Source organism: Streptomyces albospinus, assembly GCF_014648695.1.
Lineage (GTDB): Bacteria > Actinomycetota > Actinomycetes > Streptomycetales > Streptomycetaceae > Streptomyces > Streptomyces albospinus.
In genome coordinates this window covers 29500-48548 of sequence record NZ_BMRP01000047.1, presented here as the reverse complement: position 1 = coordinate 48548, position 19049 = coordinate 29500, and the positions used below count along the sequence as shown (strand labels likewise).

Below are 19049 nucleotides of genomic sequence, written 5' to 3'. Positions count from 1 at the left end.
GGTAATCAAGTGGATCTTCGAGCCTTTCTTGCCTCGATCGACAGGATTCGGACCGGTCACGTCCCCCTTTTCAGGGCCCGCATGTTCACAGAGTCGATCGCGCAGCGACTCCAGTCCAGGTCACCGCGCGAACCCAGTTCATCCAGCACCAGGCGGTGCAGCTTCGCCCACACCCTGGCCTTGCTCCACTCGGTGAAGCGCCGGTGGGCCGTCGGCCCGGACGGCCCGAAAGACGGAGGCAACTGCCGCCAGGTACAGCCTGACGTGGCGACAAAGATGATCGCCGCCAGCACTTCACGATCCCCATACCTCCGTCGGCCGCCACCCTGCCGCCGAACCGGAGCCGGCGGCACCACCCGCTCGAACAACGACCACAGCTCATCCGGCACCAAACGTTCCACGATTCCCACGACCACAGACTACCGAACACACCAAATGAGACGACGTCTAAGCAGGGGCACAGGCAGCCGGGGTGAAAACGGGCATCGGGGGCCCGGGGAACGGGGGTTGGGGTGCTGCGGGGCCGTACGGGGTCACCGGGTGTCGGGGGGCGGGGCCACCGGGGGGTCGAGGTCGGCGAACGCGTCGATGAGGGCGCTCGCCGGTACGGTCTCGGCCACCGCGTCCAGGGGGAGTTCGGCCCAGATGAACTTGCCGTCCGCCGTGTAGCGGGCGCCCCACCGCTCGGCGTACTGGGCGATGAGGAACAGCCCCCGGCCGCCCTCGTCGGTCGTCCTGGCATGGCGCAGATGCGGCGCGGTGCTGCTGCCGTCCGAGACCTCGCAGATCAGCGCCCCGTCCCGGATCATCCGCAGCCTGATCGGCCCGGACGCGTGCCGGATGGCGTTGGTGACCAGTTCGCTGACGATCAGCTCGGCGGAGAACTCCAGCTTCTCCAGCCCCCATCGGGCCAGTTGCCCGGCGGCGGACCGGCGGGCCGCACCGACCGCGGACGGGTCGGCGGCGATGTCCCAGGAGGCCAGCTGCTCCTGCGGCAGCGCCCGGGTGCGGGCCAGCAGCAGGGCCACGTCGTCGACCGGCCGGGCGCCGGGCAGACTGCTGACGACCGTCTCGCAGATGTCCTCCAGCGGGGCCTGCGGATCGGCTAGCGCGGTACGCAGCCGGGTGATCCCGCCGTCGAGGTCGAGGGCCTTGCCCAGCAGCAGGCCGTTCGTGTAGAGCGCCAGCAAGCTCCCTTCGGACAGCAGGAGTTCCGTGGATTCGAAGGGCATCCCGCCCAGCCCCAGCGGCGGGCCGGTCGGCAGATCCACGAGCTGGCAGGCGCCCGCCGGGCTGACCAGCAGCGGCGCCGGATGTCCGGCCCGGGCCAGCGTGCAGGAGCAGCTCACCGGGTCGTAGACCGCGTACAGGCAGGTCGCGCCGATCACCCCGTCGTCGCTGTTGGCGTCATGGGCGACCCGGTTGACCATGTCGTCGAGGTGGGCCAGTACTTCCTCGGGCGACAGGTCCAGGTCGGCCAGCGCCTGCACCGCGGCCCGCAGCCGCCCCATCGTGGCCGCGGCGTGCACCCCGTGCCCGACCACGTCGCCGACCACCAGCGCGACCCGGGCCCCGGACAGCGGGATCACATCGAACCAGTCGCCGCCCACACCCGTAGACGAATCGGCGGGCAGATAGCGGTATGCCGCGTCCACCGCGCTCTGTTCGGGCAGATCGCGCGGCAGCAGACTGCGCTGGAGGGTGAGCGCCGCGGCGTGTTCGCGGGTGAACCGGCGGGCGTTGTCGAGGGAGATCGCCGCACGGGTCACGAACTCCTCGGCCAGCACCAGGTCGTCGGGCTGGAACGGCCCGGTGGGCTGCCAGCGGGCGAACGTGGCCGCGCCCAGGAAGGTGCCCCGGGCCCGCAGCGGCACCACCATCAGCGAGTGGAAGCCCAGCTCCCGGAGGCGCGCGGCCCGGACCGGGTCGTCGGCCGGCCAGTCGCTGCCGTCCAGGTCCAGGACCGGCAGCAGCAGGGAGTCGCCCCCGGTGAGGCTCAGGACGACGGGCGCCGACTGGGGATACGAGGCCCGCTCCCCGACGGCGACCACCGCCTCGGGGCAGCCCTCCCGTACGGACCGCTGCCCCGCCCGGCGCATGGTGAACAGGTCCGTGGCATGGACCGGGCCGGACGAGGGCTCCTCACCGGACACCATCGCGTCGAGCAGGTCGACGGTGACGAAGTCGGCGAGGTCCGGAACCGCCGCGTCCGCCAGCTCCTGCGCCGTCTGCCAGACGTCCAGCGAACTGCCGATCCGCTCCCCGGCGCGGGTGAGCAGCGCCATCCGCTGCCGGGCGCGATAGCTCTCCGTGACGTCCAGGACCATGTAGCAGACGCCCAGTACGCCGCCGGCCTCGTCCTCCAGGCGGAAGAACGACGTCGAGTAGGCGTGCTCGCGCCGCGGATCGGACCGCGGGCGGCCCAGGTACTCGACGCCCACCGAGGGGACGCCGGTCCGCAGCACCCGCCGCATCTCCGCCTCGATGGACTCGGCGGGCAGCCCCGGCTGCACCTCGCCGATCCGCTTCCCGACCCGCTCGGCGCGCGGCGCGCCGCCCATCCGCTCCAGCGCGTCGTTCAGCCAGACGTACCGGAGATCGGGGTCCAGCATGGCCACCCCGACCGGCGACATCCCGAGGATGCCGTCCAGCATCGAACGGCCCAGCCCCGACCAGGGGGTCCGCATCATCTCGGCGGCCAGGACCAGCCGGGAGGACCGCTTCCGGGCGTCCAGCACCGGCAGCACGCGCAGTTCCAGATCGAGCCGGCGCCCGTCGCTGTGGCGCACCGCGGCCAGCCCGCTCCAGCCGTCCGCCGCCGCCAGCCGGTCCCGCCAGGTGCTGTCCTGCGCCGCCGGACGGGGGTCCGCCCCGGCGAAGACCTCCGCGAGCGGCCGGCCGACGGCCCGGGGCGCCGGATACCCGAGGAGCCGTTCGGCGCCCTCGGTCCAGCCCCGTACCACCCCCGTGTGATCGGCCAGCACCACGGCGGTCCGGGTGAAGTCGAGGACTCCGTCTCCGGTGAGGCGGCTGCTCGGGAATGCGCTCATCTACGACCGGTCCCATGCCGGTGCGACGCCCGGCGTCCGCGGCCCTCCGCTGCGGGCCGCCACCGGCCACCTCCAGCGCCTTCAACGGTACTCCCCCGCCCTGCCCGGACGCTCTCCGCGGCCGTCCGCCCGGCGGTCACCGGCCGTTGTCAGTGGCGGCGGGCACCATGGTCCCATGACTGCCAACACACCCGCCGACCAGGCGGAATCGCCCCTTCCCGATGCGGACGCCGCCTACTGGGAAGCCGCCGCCGCGACCTTCGACGAGGAGCCCGACCACGGTCTGCGCGACCCCGGCGTCCGGGCCGCCTGGGCCGCCCGGCTGCGCTCCTGGCTGCCCGCCGCGCCCGCCGCGGTCCTCGATCTGGGCTGCGGCACGGGCAGCCTGGCCCTGCTCGCCGCAGAGCAGGGCCACCGGGTCACCGGCGTCGACCGTTCACCGGCCATGGTCGCGCTGGCCCGCGACAAGCTCGCGGGACGTGACGCGGTGTTCATAGTGGGCGAGGCAGCCGAACCACCCGTGGGGGAGCGCAGGTTCGCCGCCGTCCTGGTGCGCCACGTCCTGTGGGCGCTGCCCGATCCGGCGTCCGCGCTGCGCCGGTGGGCGGGGCTGCTCGCCCCCGGTGGCCGCCTGGTCCTGGTGGAGGGCCGTTGGGGCGAGGCCGCCCCGGTCGGCCTGCGCGCCACCGAACTTGCCGCGCTCACCGCGCCGTTGGCGTCCCGTACGGAGCTGGCCGACCTGTCGGCCGAGCCTGCGCTGTGGGGGAGGGAGGTCTCCGACGAGCGGTATGCCCTGATCGTCCATGCGGACCCCGCGGCCGGCCGGAGGGCCTGACCCGCCGGTCAGCCCCTCACCTCCGCACCAGGTCCCGTACGCACCGCTGTTGGGCGGCGTACGGCCGGTAGCCGAAGGCGCGGTTGAGGGCCAGGATCGGGGCGTTGCCGTCGTCGTTGCCGGTGAAGGCTTCGGTGCATCCGGCGTCCCGGGCGCGCAGCAGCGAGTCGGTCTTGGCGAGCCGGGCCAGGCCCCGGCCGCGGAAGGCGCGGCGGGTGCCGGTCATCGCCGTGGCACAGCGGCCGAGGCCGTCGGTGGCGACGAGGGTGAAGGCGGCGACCTCGCCGCCGACGGTCACCACCGAGGTGAGGTCGAGATCGATGTCGGGGTGCTCCCAGGTGGTGCGCAGCCAGGTCTCGTAGTCCATGGCGTCGCTGGCGACATCGCCCGGCTCGTCCGCGGCGGCCTCCGCGTCCGCGGTGAACAGCGGATACGGATCGGCCCCGAAGTCCGCGCCGGTGCACAGCCGGACGCCGGGCGGCAAGGGGGCGGGGAGCGCGGGCAGCGCGGGCAGCGCGGTGCCCGCCAGATCGAGCCGGAGAAAGCCGGCCGGGCGGGTGAGGCGGTAGCCGCGGCGCGCGGCGAAGGCCAGCGAGCCGGGTTCGTCGACGGCCCAGGCGAAGAGGCGGCCGGCGCCGATCGCGGTCAGATGCTCCTCGGCGGCGGTCAGCAGGGCCCCGCCGGCGCCCTGCCGCCGGTGGCCGGGGTGGACGACGGGGGTGGCCGCCGCCTGCCCCGGCACGCTGCTCTCGTGCAGGAGTTGGGCGCTGATCTGGCCGATCACCCGGCCGGCCAGCTCGGCGACGAACACCCGCAGCCGTTGCGCCGGGGGAGCGCTCACGACCTGCCAGGCGACGCCCTGCGGGGTCGCGATCAGATGCGGCAGCGCGGCCCGCCGCAGGTCGGCGACGGCCTTGGCGTCGGCGGGACGGAAGTCGCGCACGGTAAGCGTCATGGTCGCGGACGGTACGCCGCGGCGCCCCGCTCCGCCTCCTCTTTTCCGCTCGCCGGCGGGCGAGGTGCCGCGGGAGATCCGCCCGGCGAGAGGGGATGTGCCGTCCTTTCCGGTGTGCGGTGCGTAGCTGGCTCATTCCGGACGGTCGCACCCCAACATAGGTGGCCGCTGCAACTATCTGGGCGTACGGTGATCAAGCGGGCCGCCGACGGCAGTGCGGCGGCCGGCCGCAACCGAAGGAGGAGCCGCGACCATGTGCGGAATCACAGGATGGATCTCCTACGACAACGACCTGACGACGCAGCGCCCCACGCTTGAGGCGATGACGCAGACCATGGCCTGCCGCGGCCCGGACGCCGCCGGCATCTGGCTCGACACCCACGCCGCGTTCGGCCACCGCCGGCTCGCCGTCATCGACATCGACGGCGGTGGACAGCCCATGAAGGTCGACCGCGACGGTCGCACCCTGATCGTCACGACGTACAGCGGCGAGGTCTACAACTACCGCGAACTGCGCGCCGAGTTGGAGACCCTCGGCCACACCTTCCGGACCAGCAGCGACACCGAAGTCGTGCTGCACGCCTACCTCCAGTGGGGCGAGGCGTTCGCCGAACGCCTCAACGGCATGTACGCCTTCGCGCTCTGGGACCCGCAGACCGAGGAACTCCTGTTGGTCCGCGACCGGATGGGCATCAAGCCGCTCTACTACTACCCGACCCGCGACGGCGTCCTCTTCGGCTCCGAACCCAAGGCGGTCCACGCCCACCCCGGCATACGCCCGGCCGTCGACGCGGAGGGCCTCGCCGAACTGGTCACCTTCACCAAGACGCCCGGCCACGCCGTCTACAAGGGCCTGCACGAGGTCCGCCCCGGCCACCTCGTCCGGGTCGACCGGAACGGCATACGCATCAGCCGCTACTGGGCCCTCGAAGCCCGCGAGCACACCGACGACGTCGACACCACCGTCGCCCGCGTCCGTGAACTGCTCGACGACATCGTCGCCCGCCAGTTGATCGCCGACGTCCCGCTGTGCACCCTGCTCTCCGGCGGCCTGGACTCCTCCGCCATCACCGCGCTCTCCGCCAGGGCGCTGGCCGCCCGGGGCAGCGGCCCGGTCCGCTCGTTCGCCGTCGACTTCACCGGCTACACCGAGAACTTCACGCCCGACGACCTGCGCGGCACCCCCGACGGGCCCTACGCGCACGCGCTGGCCGAGCACGTCCACTCCGACCACCACGACATCGTGCTGGACACCGCCGCCCTGATGGACCCCGGCCACCGCGCCGCCGTGCTCGCCGCCCGCGACCTGCCCAACGGCTTCGGCGACGGCGACACCTCCCTCTACCTGCTGTTCAAGGCGGTCCGCGAACAGTCCACGGTCGCCCTCTCCGGCGAATCCGCGGACGAGGTGTTCGGCGGCTACCGCTGGTTCCACGACCCGGAGTCGGTCAACGCCGACACCTTCCCCTGGATCGCCGCGGGCGTCTCCGGCCGGTTCTCCGGCGGCGACGCGGTCCGCGAGGCGCTGCTCGACAAGGGCCTGCTCGGCAAGCTCGACCTGCCCGGGTACGAATCCCGCCGCTACCGCGAGGCGCTCGCGGAAGTCCCGTACCTGGACAGCGACACCGGACACCAGCGCCGGATGCGCGAGGTCAGCTATCTGCACCTGACCCGCTTCGTCCAGATCCTCCTCGACCGCAAGGACCGCGCCAGCATGGCCGTCGGCCTGGAGGTCCGGGTCCCGTTCTGCGACCACCGCCTGGTCGACTACGTCTTCAACACCCCCTGGTCGATGAAGACCTTCGACGGCCGCGAGAAGTCGCTGCTGCGCGCCGCCACCCGCGACGTCCTGCCCGACCTGGTCGCCGACCGCGTCAAGAGCCCCTACCCCAGCACCCAGGACCCGCACTACAACGAGGCCCTGCGCGCCGAGCTCAAGGAGCTGGCGGCCGACCGCGACGCCCCGGTACGCCCGCTGCTGGACTCCGGAGCCCTGGCCGAGGCCACCGCCGACGGTGCGCGCAACGACATCCGCCCCGGCGCCGAACTGGTCCTCGGCATGAACACCTGGCTGCGCACGACCGGCACGACGCTGGAGTTGTGATCAGCCCGTCCCACCTACCGGCACGGTGGCCGCTTCTGGCGCACAATGGATGCGACAAAACCGCGCACCCCGCGAGCCCGGGCCCGCCCCTCCCGCGCACCCGCCGCCCGCACCACCACCCTCACCAGGAGCGCCACCGTGTCCCCGCAGACCCTGACGATCACCATCGACCCGGCGGCGGCCGAGGCCCCGTTCGAGCAGGTACGCACCCAGATCGCCGACCAGGCCAGGGACGGCGGCCTGCCGGTCGGCTACAAACTCCCCACCGTCCGCGGCCTCGCCGACGAACTCGGGCTGGCCGCCAACACCGTCGCCAAGGCGTACCGCGCCCTGGAGACCGACGGCGTCATCGAGACCCGCGGGCGCAACGGCAGCTTCGTCGCGGCGGCCGGGGACGCCGCCGACCGGGAAGCCGCCGCGGCGGCCGAAGCCTACGCCCGCCGCGCCCACCGCCTCGGCCTGGACCGGCACGCCGCCCGCACCGCCGTCGAGGACGCGCTGCGCGCCGCGTACGGAGCCGATGCGTGACGGGTCGGTGACGGGCGCCGCACCGCCGCCCCGCCCCTCTGACGGAAGGACCCGACCATGCCCAGTCGGCACGCCCTCGTCCGCCGCCCCGGTCCCCGCCTCGCCGAGGGACTGGTCACCCACGTCGACCGGCGGCCGGTGGACCTGGCGCGGGCGATGCGCCAGTGGGAGGAGTACGTCCAGGTGCTGCGCGACCACGGCTGGCGGATCACCGAGGTGGACCCCGCCGACGACTGCCCGGACGCGGTCTTCGTCGAGGACACCGTGGTCGTCTTCCGCAATGTCGCCCTGCTCGCCCGCCCCGGCGCCGAGTCCCGCCGGCCGGAGGTCGCCGCCGCCCGTGCGGCGGCCGAGGCGCTCGGCTGCTCGCTCAACGAGATCCGCGCGCCCGGCACACTCGACGGCGGCGACGTCCTCAAGGTCGGCGACACCGTGTACGTGGGCCGCGGCGGCCGTACCAACGCCGAGGGGGTGCGCCAACTCCGGGCCGTCTTCGAGCCGTTGGGCGCCCGGGTGATCGCCGTACCGGTCAGCCGGGTGCTGCATCTGAAGTCCGCGGTCACCGCCCTGCCCGACGGCACCGTCATCGGCTACCCGCCGCTGGTCGACGACCCCGCGGCGTTCCCGCGCTTCCGCCCCGTCCCGGAGGAAGCCGGCGCACATGTCGTCCTGCTCGGCGGCGGCAAGCTCCTGATGGCCGCCGCGGCGCCCCGCACCGCACGGCTCCTCACCGACCTCGGCTACCGGCCCGTGACCGTGGACATCGGCGAGTTCGAGAAACTGGAGGGGTGCGTGACCTGCCTGTCGGTGCGCCTGCGTGATCTGTACGCCTGAGACCGGGCCGGGCCGGGCCGCCGCCGCGCAGGGCTTCCGCGCACCGTGCACCGGGTGCACGGGTGAGGTTCCCGCGCGGGTCCGCCGGGCCGGTGGTAGCCCCCGAAAAGGGTGCATATGATCGCTGTTCGGGCATGGGTCGACCGGAGTCGGACAGGTGGCGCGCATGGACCCTTCTTCCAGACGGTTGCCCTGGTACGTCCCGGTCGTGCCGGTCGCACTGATGGTCGCCGGGGCGATCTGGTCCGCCCTGACGCTGGCGGAATACGCGGGGGAAGCGCTGCTGGAGGCCGGTGTCATGGTGACGGCAGCCCTGTTCTCGCTCCGGCGCACGCTCGCCGCCGGAGCTGCCATGGTCCTGATCGAACTGGCGCTGACGATCAAGGACGGATACTTCGGCCGTCCGGTCGGTACCCGGACACTGATCAACGTCGTGCTCATCGCGCTCGTCGGTGTCGGCGTGAACCGGGTGATCGCCCACTACGGGCGCCGCCTGGACCTGGTGCGTTCCGTCGCGGAGGCCGCCCAGCGTGCCGTGCTGCCCCTGCCGCCGACACGGATCGGCCCCCTGGCCGTCGCGGCGGTCTATCGCGCGGCGGAGGTCGAGGCGCAGATCGGCGGGGACGCCTACGCGGTGCAGGACACGCCGTACGGCACCAGGCTGCTGATCGCGGACGTACGGGGCAAGGGGATGGGCGCGGTCGGTGTGGTCTCCGTGCTGCTGGGGACGTTCCGGGCGGAGGCGGACCGGGCGCCCGACCTCACGGCGCTGGCCGGGGATCTGGAACGGGCGCTGGTCAAGGAGGGCTCGCTCCGCGAGGAGGCCGTCCGGATGGAGGGGTTCGTCACGGCACTGCTCGGTGAGATCACCCCGGGCGCGGACCGGGTGCGGCTCCTGAACTGCGGCCATCCCGCGCCCTATCTGCTCACGGGCACCGCGGTGTCCGCCCTGGATCCGGCGGAACCCGGGCTTCCGCTGGGCATGAGCGGCCTGGGCGTGCCGCGGCCGGAGCCGGAGACCCGGCCGTTCCCGCCCGGCGCCACACTGCTGCTGATCACCGACGGCGTGACGGAGGCCAGGAACCGCTCCGGGGAGTTCTACGAACCGGCGGCCGGGCTCGGCGGCCGGGGCCCGTTCCGCCGGCCGGATCAGGTCATCGACGCCCTCCTCCGCGACGTGGAGCACTGGACCGGAGGCCCCCGCGACGACGACATGGCGATCCTGGCGATCACCCGGAGCGCCGAGGGGGCGTACGGGGGCGGCTAGGGCGAAGACCCGGGCGGGCGGCCCGGGCCTAGTGGTGAGGGTGCGTCAGTGCCCGGACGCTCCTCGGCCGCCCGCGCCGCGCTACAGGTAGAGCCCCGCGTCCGCGCCCGACTCCTGGGCCGGGACCGACGCGGGCCGGGTGCCGCGGCGCAGCGCGTAGAGCTCGGCCAGCGTGGCGCCGTCGCGGCCGATGCCTTCCTCGGTGCCCAGCCAGCCGGCGGCCTCCGCACGGGTCAGCGGGCCGACCTCGATGCGGGCCAGGCAGCGGCCGGGGCGGACCACGGCCGGGTGCATCCGCTCCAGGTCCTCGTTGGTGGTGACGCCGACCAGGACGTTGCGGCCCTGGCCCAGCAGGCCGTCGGTGAGATTGAGCAGCCGGGAGAGCGCCTGGCCCGCGGTGTGCTTGGCCTCGCCGCGGATCAGCTCGTCGCAGTCCTCCAGGAGGAGCAGCCGCCAGCGGCCCTTGCCGGTGATGTCGTCCTCGCCGATGGCGATGTCCATGAGATAGCCGACGTCGTTGAAGAGCCGCTCCGGGTCGAGAACGCAGTCGACCTGGCACCAGTCGCGCCAGGAGCGGGCGAGCGTCCGCAGCGCGGAGGTCTTGCCCGTGCCGGGCGGGCCGTGCAGCAACAGCAGCCGGCCGGCGATCTCCTGGGGCGCCACCTTCATCAGCCGGTCCATCGCATCGGCCACCGGCGCGGTGTAGTTGGGGCGGATCTCCTCCCACGTGCCGGCGGTGATCTGGCGGGAGGTGCGGTGCGGGCCGCGGCGCGGGGAGAAGTACCAGAAGCCCATCGGGACGTTCTCCGGCTGCGGTTCCGGCTCGTCCTCGGCGCCGTCCGCGGCCTGCGCCAGCACCTTCTCGGCGAGGTCGTCGGTGACGGCGGTGACCGTGACGTCGGCGCCGCGGTTCCAGCGCGAGACCAGCAGCGTGAAGCCGTCGCCCTCGGCGAGCGTGGCGCTGCGGTCGTCGTCGCGCGCCGCGCGCAGGATCCGTACGCCGGGCGGCAGCAGCGTCAGCCCGGCCCGCACCCGGTCCACCGACCGGCTGCGGGCGTACGGCTGCTCGCCGTTGGCGAAGCGCCCCAGGAACAGCGCGTCGACGACATCGGACGGCGAGTCGCTGTCGTCCATGGTCAGCCGGAGCGGGAGCGTTGCCTCGGCGGGGGCGGGCTGGACGTGATCGGCAGACATGCCGCCATGATCTGCCACTGCGGCCCGCTGCGTACAAGGATTATCCGGCCTTGCCCGGGACGGGGCCGCGCAGCCGCACACCCGGCCGAATGCCCGTCCGAATACGGCGGTTCCGGTGCCGGATACGCCCTCGGTGCGCCCTGGCCGCGCCGGACCCGGCCGCCCTAGTGTGGTCCGTCGTGCGACGTCGTGCCGGGGAACGTCAGGGCCGTCCGGGGCATCCGGCGTACCGCGCCCGGCCGCATCGTCCCGGCGACCGGGAGGGCGCGGGCCTTTGCGGGCGGCGGGGTACGGCCATCGGGGTCGCGGTGGTGGTCGGGGTGGCGGCGCTGGCGCTGCTGCTGGTGATGTGCGGGAGGGGCGGTGAGCGCGGGATGTCGCATCGGGCGTCGGGGCCGGCCGTGGGGTGGGGGTTCACCCACACCCAGTTCAGCGCGGACCGGGGGAGCGGGACTGCCACGGACCGGGTCACGCGGCTGCTGTCCGGTACCCCCATGCCGCAGAACCAGCACATCATGGGGTGGGGCGCGGACAGCCCCGAACCGAGCCCCGGACACTACGACTTCGCCGATCTGGACCGCCGGATCGCGCTGATCCGGCGCTCCGGCGGCACGCCCGTGCTCACGCTGTGCGGCGCCCCGGACTGGATGAAGGGCGGCCGGTCCGGGAGCACCGACTGGAGCAAGCTGGAGAAGGCCCCCGACCCGGCGCACTACGCCGACTTCGCCGCGCTGGCGGGGAAGATCGCCCGCCGGTATCCCGAGGTCCGGCACTTCCTGGTCTGGAACGAGCTCAAGGGCTTCTTCGACGACGGGAAGGGCCGCTGGGACTACGAGGGGTACACACAGCTGTACAACCTCGTCTACCGGGAGTTGAAGGGGGTGGACAAGGGGATCCGGGTGGGCGGTCCCTATCTGGTGATGGACAGTTATCTGCCGGGGGACCGGACGTACGAGTCCGGGCTCCGGGGCCCCTGGGGGAGTGTCGACCGGCGGTCGATCGACGCGCTCCGGTACTGGAACCGGCACAAGGCGGGGGCGGACTTCGTCGTCGTCGACGGTTCCAGTTACACCAAGGACGGACGCTATGCGCAGGACGACCCGTTCCTGGCGGCCCGGAAGTTCGCCGACGTGGGCCGCTGGGTGCGCAAGGAGACCGGGCTGCCGCTGTGGTGGGCGGAGTGGTATGTGGAGGCCGGCGAGGAAGAGGGCGCCCGGCACGAGTCCGAGTGGAGCGAGAGCCAGCGGATCGCGGTGCGGGCCGTCGCGCTGATGGAGATGGCGGCCGGGGGCGCGACCAGCGGGCTGTACTGGAACCCGGAGAACGAGGATTCCGACGCAGCCTGCCCCGGCTGTCTGTGGACCAGCACCGAAAAGGCCGGTGGCGGCCGGGAGTTGCCGATGCTGGATCTGCTGATGCGGTTCTCCCGGGCCTTCCCGCCGGACGGGCGGGCGGGCACGGTCGGCGTCACCGCGCGCAGCGGGGGCGCCTCAGTCCAGGCGCTCGGCGGCGCTCACACGGTGCTGCTCGTCAACACCGCGGACCGGCCGGCCACGGTGACCGTGGAGGGGCAGACGGTGACGCTCGGCGGCTACGCGGTGCGGTGGCTCGACCGCCGTTCCTGACGCCCCGCACATCCCTGGTGTCCCCGCCGGTCGTCCGCCTCGACGGCTACGACATGGTCGCGAAGCGCTCGGCCAGCGACGCCAGGAACACCAGCAGCAAGGGCACGGAGAACCAGAACAGGCCCTGGAGCCAATGGAGTCGACGCCTGCCCGGCGGGGCGGCGACCCGTATCACCTCGCGCGCGGACAGCAGCAGGATCACCGCGAGCGCCGCCGTCGCGCCGAGCACCGACCACGGCGTCCAGGTCACCAGCGGTCCGGCCGGGCCGGGGCGGGCGGAGGGGACGGCGCCCGGCGGCCGGCGGGTCAACTCGTAGACGGCGGCATGGGCGTTGGACACCACCCGGCGCAGATCGGGGCGGGCGTCGAGCGTGGCGCGCAGCCGCTGCTCCCAGTGCGCCCCGTAGCCCGCGTTCAGGCGCAGCGACTCCGCCTGGGCGTGGTTGACGACGAGATACGACTGCGGGCCGGCCTTCCGCAGGGCGTCGATCACGGGGGCGACCCGGGCCGGGTCGCGGGGAGCCGGGGCCGGCTGGTACTGGACCCGCTCCATGTCCCTGGCGCCCCACGGAAGTTCGGGGGTCACGCTGTCGACGGGGTCGGGGCTCAGCCACAGCAGGCGGGCGGTCGGCCGGTCGTGGGCGTAGACGTAGTCCATCGCCGCGACCTCGCCAGGCCGGATGCGTTCGAACGGCTCGTTGCCCCAGCGGGCGACGAGGAAGCCGAAGGCCAGCAGCAGCCCCGTCAGCAGGGCGGCGAGCGGACCGAGGGCGCCGCGGAGGCCGCCGCGGGCGGCCCCGGCATCGCGCGGGAAGAGCGCCAGCGCCGCCAGCACACAGGCACCGGGCAGCGCGAAGAGGAAGACCCGGAGCGCCATTTCGCCGCCGTAGGACTGCATGCCGAAGCCCAGGAACGGGACGAAGGCCAGGATGAGGAGCGAGCGTTCCGTATAGCCCGCCGCCCGCCGGCGCAGCACGCCCCAGCAGGCCAGCGTCAGCACGCCGCCGGCCAGGCCCACCCGGGTGTAGAGCACCAGTTGGTGGGCGGCGTCGCCGCCGATCCGGTCGGTGACGGACGAGGTGACATTGCCGCCGATGCCTCCGAGGCCGCCGAACAGCTCGCCGAAGTGCCCCGACCAGTACGGCTCGGCCAGGAACCCCACCCATGCCGCGACCAGCACCCCGCACAGCAGCGGCAGCCCGCGCAGCGTCGACCGGCGGGCCAGCACCAGCACGGTCAGCACCCCGAGCATGACGAAGGGGGTGAGCTGATGGCCCGCGACCGCGGCGGCGAAGAGGGCGAGGAGCACGGCGAGCAGCGTCACCCGCTGACCGCGGCCGGCCGGGGCGAGTGCCGCCTCGCCCGGTATGCGGTGCCGCCGGGACGGCGGCCCGGGCGTGCGGAACCACACCAGCAGGATCGCCGCGAACACCAGGTAGAGGAGATAGGTGAAGCCCTGCGGTGAGAAGTAGTCCTGGCCGACCCAGCCGCACAGCGCGAACAGCCAGGCCGCGCACCACTTCGCCCGCCAGCTCGCCCGTACGGCCCGCAGGAGCAGGAACAGCGGTGCCAGGCAGAGGAGTTCGAGGACCGTCGGCCACCAGCGCAGCACCTCGGTGTAGTCCGTGACGCCGCACGCCCCGGCCAGGAACCGCGCCCCGGCGAAGAACCCCGGCCAGCTCCAGCGGGCGTCCAGGTCCGGTACGGCGGTGCCGGTCCGCCCCAGGTAGTCGAGGAAGCCCAGGTGCTGCCAGGCGGTGGGGAAGCGGGGCACGCTCTCCAGTACGGCCGGGAGGGCGTGCAGCGAGACCACGGTCAGCAGCAGGACGGTGGTGAGCAGCGCGGGGCGCGGCCGGGGCAGCCACAGGGCGCAGCCGTACGCCGCGATCAGCAGGGCGAGACCGGCCAGGGAGGCGGCCGGCAGAACGGAGAGCAGCCCGAGGCCGCCCATCCGGTCCAGGTCGGAGTCGCCCATCCCGCCGAGCGGCAGCCAGTACAGCGCGAGGGCGGCGCCCGACACCACCGCGACGCCCAGCGGCAGCAGGCGCCCCGGCCCGCCGCGCGGCGTTCGTCCGGCACGCCTCGGGGGCGGCGGCTCCGGCTCGGCCCGGGGTCCGGTCCAGGCCGGCCCGTCCCACTGGTCCCCGTACACCGCCAGGTCCGCCAGGTCCCCGTCCGGTGCCACCGCCTGCACCGGCGTCCGGACCACTGCCGCCTTCGGCCGCCCGTCCAGCCCGGCGCCCACCTGCCCGCGCAGCACCCGCCGCAGCCGTACGCCGGCCACCGCGACGATCACCGTCAGGCTGGTGACCTCGGCGAGCCCCGCGCCGGTCAGGCCCATCCGCGGCAGCAGCATCACGGTCAGCCCGAGCACCAGGACGCACAACAGGCCCTGGAGGCCGGCCAGTCCGGAGGTCCGGTTCTGCGCGCGCAGCACCGCGAAGTGGACCTCCATGACGACCCGCAGCGCGGCCCCCACCGCGAGCCAGCGGAGCAGCGGCGTCGCCGCCTGGGCGTATCCCGGGCCGAACACCCCCAGGATGTGGGGCGCGCCCACGAACAGGCCGACGCAGACCGGGAGCATGATCCGGGTCATCCGGCGCAGCGCGGCCCGGGTGTTGTGGGCCAGCCGGGCCGGGTCGTGGGCGCCCTCGACGGTCAGCGAGGCGCCCATGTTGAGGGCGAGCAGATTGACCGTGCCGCCGATGGTGGTGGTGATGTAGAAGTACGCGTTGTCCGCCGCGCCGACCTGGGCGGCGACCAGGACCGGTACGAGATAGACGACGGCCAGCGAGAACAGCGAGCCGGTGCAGTCGCCGACCAGGAAGCGGGCCATCCGGCGCAGCGTCGGCGGCCGGGCGGTCGGGCCGGTGGCCCTTACGTGCCCGGGTATCAGCCGCCGGAAGACCAGCCGGCCCAGCGGGAGCACCGACACCGCGATGGCCGCGGCCCAGGAGACGAAGACCCCGGCGGTCGGCAGCGCCGCCGCGAACACCACCAGCAGCCCCAGCTTCACCGCCGAGAAGGCGAGGTTGCCGACCGGCACCCACAGGGCGCTGCGCAGCCCGGTCAGCACCGCGTCCTGAAGGGTGAGCAGCGACCAGGCGATCACCGCCGCGACGAAGCCGAGACCGCCCCAGGGCCCGTGCAGGAAGCGGTACGAGGGGCCCCAGTCGTCGAGGGTGAGCAGGAAGACGGTCGCGGCGAGGGCGACCACGGCGGCGCTGCCGGCGTAACTGCGCAGCACCAGGCGGGCGGTGGTGTGCCCGGCGACCGGGATGAAGCGGGCGAGCGTGCCGGTCAGCGTGAGCGCGGTCAGCCCGGCCAGCAGCTTCATCGCGGCGATCGCCGCCGAGCCCTGGCCGACCGCGTCCGCCGTGTAGTAGCGGGCGGCGACCAGCCAGAACCCGAGGCCGAGCAGCCCGGAGACGCCGGTGTTGAGCATCAGTGCATAGGCGTTGCGGAAGAGCGGACCGTGCCCGCCCTGCCCCGCGGCGCGCCCGGCGCCGTCCTGCTCCGGACCGGTGCGCTCCGCGGCCCGCGTGGTCGTCTCAGTCACGCCGGACCACCTGCCGTGTCCTGCGCACCATCGCGTACCCCTTGGTGAGCACCCGGTCCCGGGCGAACGCCCGCCCGATCCCGTGCCCTTCGACGAGCCGGGCGAACTCCTCGGTGCCGGTGTGCCGCCGGATGGTCAGCCGGGCCAGCGCATACGGTCCCTGCCGCCGCTCGGCGAGCGCATTGCGCACCGCCAGCGCCTGCCGGAAGCCCAGCGCCCGCACCACCTGCCGCACCCGGCCGCTGGAGTGGCCGTAGGGATACGCGAACGACTCCGGCGCCGCCCCGGTCTCCTCGGCGATGATCTCCCGGCAGCGCGCCACCTCCTGCCACAGCCGCTCCTCGCCGACCCCGTCGAGCGACGGATGGCGGTGGCTGTGCCCGCCGATCTCCAGGCCGGCCGCGGCCAGTTCCCGTATCTCGTCCCAGCCGAGCATGGTGTCCGGCGCGCCCCCGGTGGCGTGCCGACCGCGCAGCCAGCCCGTCGCGGCGAAGAGGGTGGCCGGGAAGCCGTGCCGGGCGAGGGCGGGCAGCGCATGGCGGTGGACACCCTCGTAGCCGTCGTCGAAGGTGATCAGCACCGGCCGGGGCGGCAGCGGGCCGCCGTCCCGCCAGGCCGCCGCGAGTGCGGCGGTGGTCAGCGGGGTGAAGCCGCGGGTGGCCAGCACCGCCATCTGGTCCGCGAACGCCTCGGGGGTGACCGAGAGTTCCCTCATGGCGGGCGCCGGGGCGAGGGTCACCGCGTGGTACATGAGGATCGGCACCGGGGCCGCGGACGGCGCGGCAGGGAACACGGCGCCGTCCGCTCCGATGGGGCCGGTGCCGACACCGGGGGGTCTCATGCCGCCGCCTCCCCGTGCGCCGGGGCGGGCGGACCGACCGGCGGTACACCGACTCCCGTACGGGCGCCCGTCGTTGAGCGGTACCGCAGCCTGCCCACCGCATAGCCGCCCGCCGCGGCCGTCGCCCCCGCCACGATCGCGCCGGCCCGGCCGAGCCCGCCGGGCCGTCCCAGCAGGGCGTCCCGCAGGCCGCGCAGCACCCCCGCGGGCAGCACCCGGGCCGTGTGGCGGCGCTCCGCCGCCAGCCCGTCCCGCGCGCCGACGCTCCGCGCCACCAGCGCCTTGGACAGCCCCTCCGCGTACGCCCGGCTCCGGAAGTAGCCGAAGCGCTCCCGTTCGGCGGGCACCCGGTGGTGGATGACCGCCCGGTCGTCGATCAGCAGCACCGCGTCCGGCAGCGCCTGGGTGATCCGGATGCACAGCTCGGTCTCCTCGCCGCCCAGCGGACGCCGCCCGGCGTCCCGGCCGATGCCGGTGGTGAACCCGCCGACGAGGCCGAACACCCGGGTGCGGAACGACGCGTTGCCTCCCAGCACATTGCGCACCCGCACCTTCCCCGCCGGCAGCCCGCGGTAGGTGCACCCCACCACCCAGTCGAACTCGGCGGGGAACCACCGCGGCCGGCGCCCCGACTCCCACGCCGGTTCGGTGCGCCCGCCGACCGCCAGCACCGCAGGATCCGCGTACGCCGTCGCGAAGTGGCGCAGCCAGTCCCGCTCGGCCACCGCGTCGTCGTCCAGGAACGCGACGACGTCGCCGGTGGCCGCGGCGATGCCGGTGTTGCGCCCCGCGGAGAGCCCGCGGGGACCTGAATTGGCCATGATCCGCAGGGGAGTCGGGGACGCGGTCCGGGTGCCCGCGCCGCCGAAGTGCTCCCGCAGCCGCGCCAGCAGCGCGTCGTGGTGGTCGACCACCACCAGCAGCTCGGCCGCGGGATACGACTGCTCCCGCACCGACGCCACCGCCGCCAGGACGTCCGCCCACCGCTCCTCGGTGTGCGCGCAGATCACGACCGACACTCTCGGGCCCGAGCCCCCCGGCCCCGTCACAGCACGTCCCCGGTGATCAGCGCGGGCCGGGCGGCCGGCTTCCGTCTGGTGCCCCGCTCGCGCAGGATCACCCGCAGCACCCGCAGCCCGTCCCGCACCGCCCGCAGATTGCTGGCGCCGTGGATGCGGTGGAACTCGTGGCTGGGGATCTCCTGGACCCGAAGTCCCGCCTTGACCACCCGGATGTTCATCAGGGTCTCGACCTCGAACCCGGCGCAGTCCAGGGCTATCCGGTCCAGGCAGTGCCGCCAGAAGGCGTTGTAGCCGTAGCAGAGATCGGTGTAGCGGGCGCCGAACTTGAGGTTGACGACGGCGGTCAGCACGCGGTTGCCGAGCCGGCGCACCGGCGTCATGTCGTCCGTGCCGCCCCCGTTGGCGAAGCGCGACCCCTTGGCGAAGTCGGCCCCGGAGACCAGCGCCGAGACATAGCTGACGATCTCGCGGCCGTCGGCCGACCCGTCCGCGTCGACCATCACGATGATCTCGCCGGTGCAGGCCGCGAAGCCGCTGATCAGTGCGTCCCCCTTGCCCCTGCCGCGCTGGGTGACGACGGTGACGCCGGGCCACAGCTCGCGGGCGACCCGGACGGTGTCGTCGGTGGAGTTCCCGTCGACCAGGACCACTTCGTGGATCCAGTCCGGCAGGGTCCGGAAGACGTACGGAAGGTTCTCCGCCTCGTTCATCGCCGGGATGACGACGCTCACCGGCGGCGCGATGGCGAGGTGGCAGGAGACGGGACGGTAGGCGGAGCGGTCGGGCACCACGGTCAGCGGCGACGGTTCGTCCGCGTCGGCAGGGCGAAGGAAGGAGCTCATGGGCGGTTTCCCTCTCGTCCGGTGGAACGTCCGGTGGACCGCCCACCCCCGGGCGGTCCGGCTTGTATCCGGGGCGAAAAGGGGGGTGTACACCCCGTTCCGCAGGCGGGCGGCGCAGGTCGCGGCCGACTGCCGTACGAACGGGGTGAGTTGACGTGCGGGCATGTGGCCGCGCGGCCGTCTCCCGGCCACCGGCAGGCGGCGGACGGCCTGCGACGACCGGACGCATGGGACCCCCCCACCGCGCCCCGCGCCGGACGGCTCACCGCACGGCCGGTGCCCTCCCCAGGGACAGCCGTGCCGTGATCATCCGATGCGGGTGGATCTGCGACGGTATTGACGAACGGGACTCTAAAGCAAGATCTCCTACGGGATATCCCCTTTCGCGCCATT

Annotated in this window: 13 protein-coding genes and 1 pseudogene; 6 read left to right on the top strand and 8 right to left on the bottom strand. The window is 73.9% G+C overall.

All coding sequences use genetic code 11. The features are described from left to right. Positions 1-416 (bottom strand): annotated as a pseudogene (locus tag IEZ17_RS35225) (IS5 family transposase); the annotation flags it as partial. Positions 417-533: 117 nt separating this feature from the next. Then, positions 534-3050 carry a SpoIIE family protein phosphatase gene (locus IEZ17_RS35220; RefSeq protein ID WP_189307445.1) on the bottom strand — a complete coding sequence of 839 codons (2517 nt, stop codon included), beginning with the start codon at positions 3048-3050 and terminating at the stop codon, positions 534-536. Positions 3051-3225: 175 nt separating this feature from the next. On the opposite strand from IEZ17_RS35220, the gene IEZ17_RS35215 reads away from it, so the two are divergent. Beyond that, a complete protein-coding gene (locus IEZ17_RS35215; RefSeq protein ID WP_189307443.1) occupies positions 3226-3885 on the top strand; it encodes a class I SAM-dependent methyltransferase in 660 nt (219 codons plus the stop codon). Between the two features lie 16 nt (positions 3886-3901). Here IEZ17_RS35215 and IEZ17_RS35210 read toward each other — a convergent pair whose 3' ends face one another. After that, positions 3902-4840 (bottom strand): GNAT family N-acetyltransferase, encoded by a 939-nt coding sequence (locus IEZ17_RS35210; RefSeq protein ID WP_189307441.1) that lies wholly within the window; start codon positions 4838-4840, stop codon positions 3902-3904. 253 nt (positions 4841-5093) lie between these two features. Between IEZ17_RS35210 and asnB the strand changes: the two genes are divergently transcribed. From asnB to IEZ17_RS35190, 4 genes are all read left to right on the top strand, one after another. Continuing rightward, positions 5094-6944, top strand: coding sequence for an asparagine synthase (glutamine-hydrolyzing) (gene asnB / locus IEZ17_RS35205; protein WP_189307439.1), 1851 nt, complete (start codon positions 5094-5096; stop codon positions 6942-6944). 138 nt (positions 6945-7082) lie between these two features. Beyond that, the gene (locus IEZ17_RS35200; protein ID WP_229852950.1) at positions 7083-7472 is read left to right on the top strand and encodes a GntR family transcriptional regulator; all 390 of its coding nucleotides are present in this window, start codon (positions 7083-7085) and stop codon (positions 7470-7472) included. 57 nt (positions 7473-7529) lie between these two features. Then, the gene (ddaH, locus tag IEZ17_RS35195; RefSeq protein WP_189307435.1) at positions 7530-8306 is read left to right on the top strand and encodes a dimethylargininase; all 777 of its coding nucleotides are present in this window, start codon (positions 7530-7532) and stop codon (positions 8304-8306) included. A gap of 166 nt (positions 8307-8472) precedes the next feature. Beyond that, entirely contained in the window at positions 8473-9573 is a 1101-nt protein-coding gene (locus tag IEZ17_RS35190) for a PP2C family protein-serine/threonine phosphatase (RefSeq protein WP_189307433.1), read from the top strand. 81 nt (positions 9574-9654) lie between these two features. Here IEZ17_RS35190 and IEZ17_RS35185 read toward each other — a convergent pair whose 3' ends face one another. Then, positions 9655-10767: a DUF5925 domain-containing protein gene (locus IEZ17_RS35185; protein ID WP_189307431.1), complete on the bottom strand. Its 1113-nt coding sequence runs from the start codon at positions 10765-10767 to the stop codon at positions 9655-9657. Between the two features lie 179 nt (positions 10768-10946). Here IEZ17_RS35185 and IEZ17_RS35180 point away from each other — a divergent pair, with 179 nt between their 5' ends. Then, positions 10947-12392 carry a glycoside hydrolase family protein gene (locus IEZ17_RS35180; protein WP_229852949.1) on the top strand — a complete coding sequence of 482 codons (1446 nt, stop codon included), beginning with the start codon at positions 10947-10949 and terminating at the stop codon, positions 12390-12392. Between the two features lie 46 nt (positions 12393-12438). On the opposite strand, the gene IEZ17_RS35175 is transcribed toward IEZ17_RS35180, so the two are convergent. The 4 genes from IEZ17_RS35175 to IEZ17_RS35160 all read right to left on the bottom strand — a co-directional run bounded on the left by IEZ17_RS35175 (position 12439) and on the right by IEZ17_RS35160 (position 18656). After that, positions 12439-15951, bottom strand: a complete 3513-nt coding sequence (locus IEZ17_RS35175) for a lipopolysaccharide biosynthesis protein (protein ID WP_373300040.1) — start codon at positions 15949-15951, stop codon at positions 12439-12441. After that, positions 15944-16702 carry a polysaccharide deacetylase family protein gene (locus tag IEZ17_RS35170; protein ID WP_229852952.1) on the bottom strand — a complete coding sequence of 253 codons (759 nt, stop codon included), beginning with the start codon at positions 16700-16702 and terminating at the stop codon, positions 15944-15946. Before IEZ17_RS35170 ends, IEZ17_RS35175 begins: the two co-directional genes overlap by 8 nt. Positions 16703-16788: 86 nt before the next feature. Next, positions 16789-17802, bottom strand: a complete 1014-nt coding sequence (locus IEZ17_RS35165) for a glycosyltransferase (RefSeq protein ID WP_229852948.1) — start codon at positions 17800-17802, stop codon at positions 16789-16791. 35 nt (positions 17803-17837) lie between these two features. Further along, on the bottom strand, positions 17838-18656 hold the full coding sequence (locus IEZ17_RS35160) for a glycosyltransferase family 2 protein (protein WP_189307425.1): 819 nt from the start codon (positions 18654-18656) through the stop codon (positions 17838-17840). Between the last annotated feature and the right edge of the window lie 393 nt (positions 18657-19049).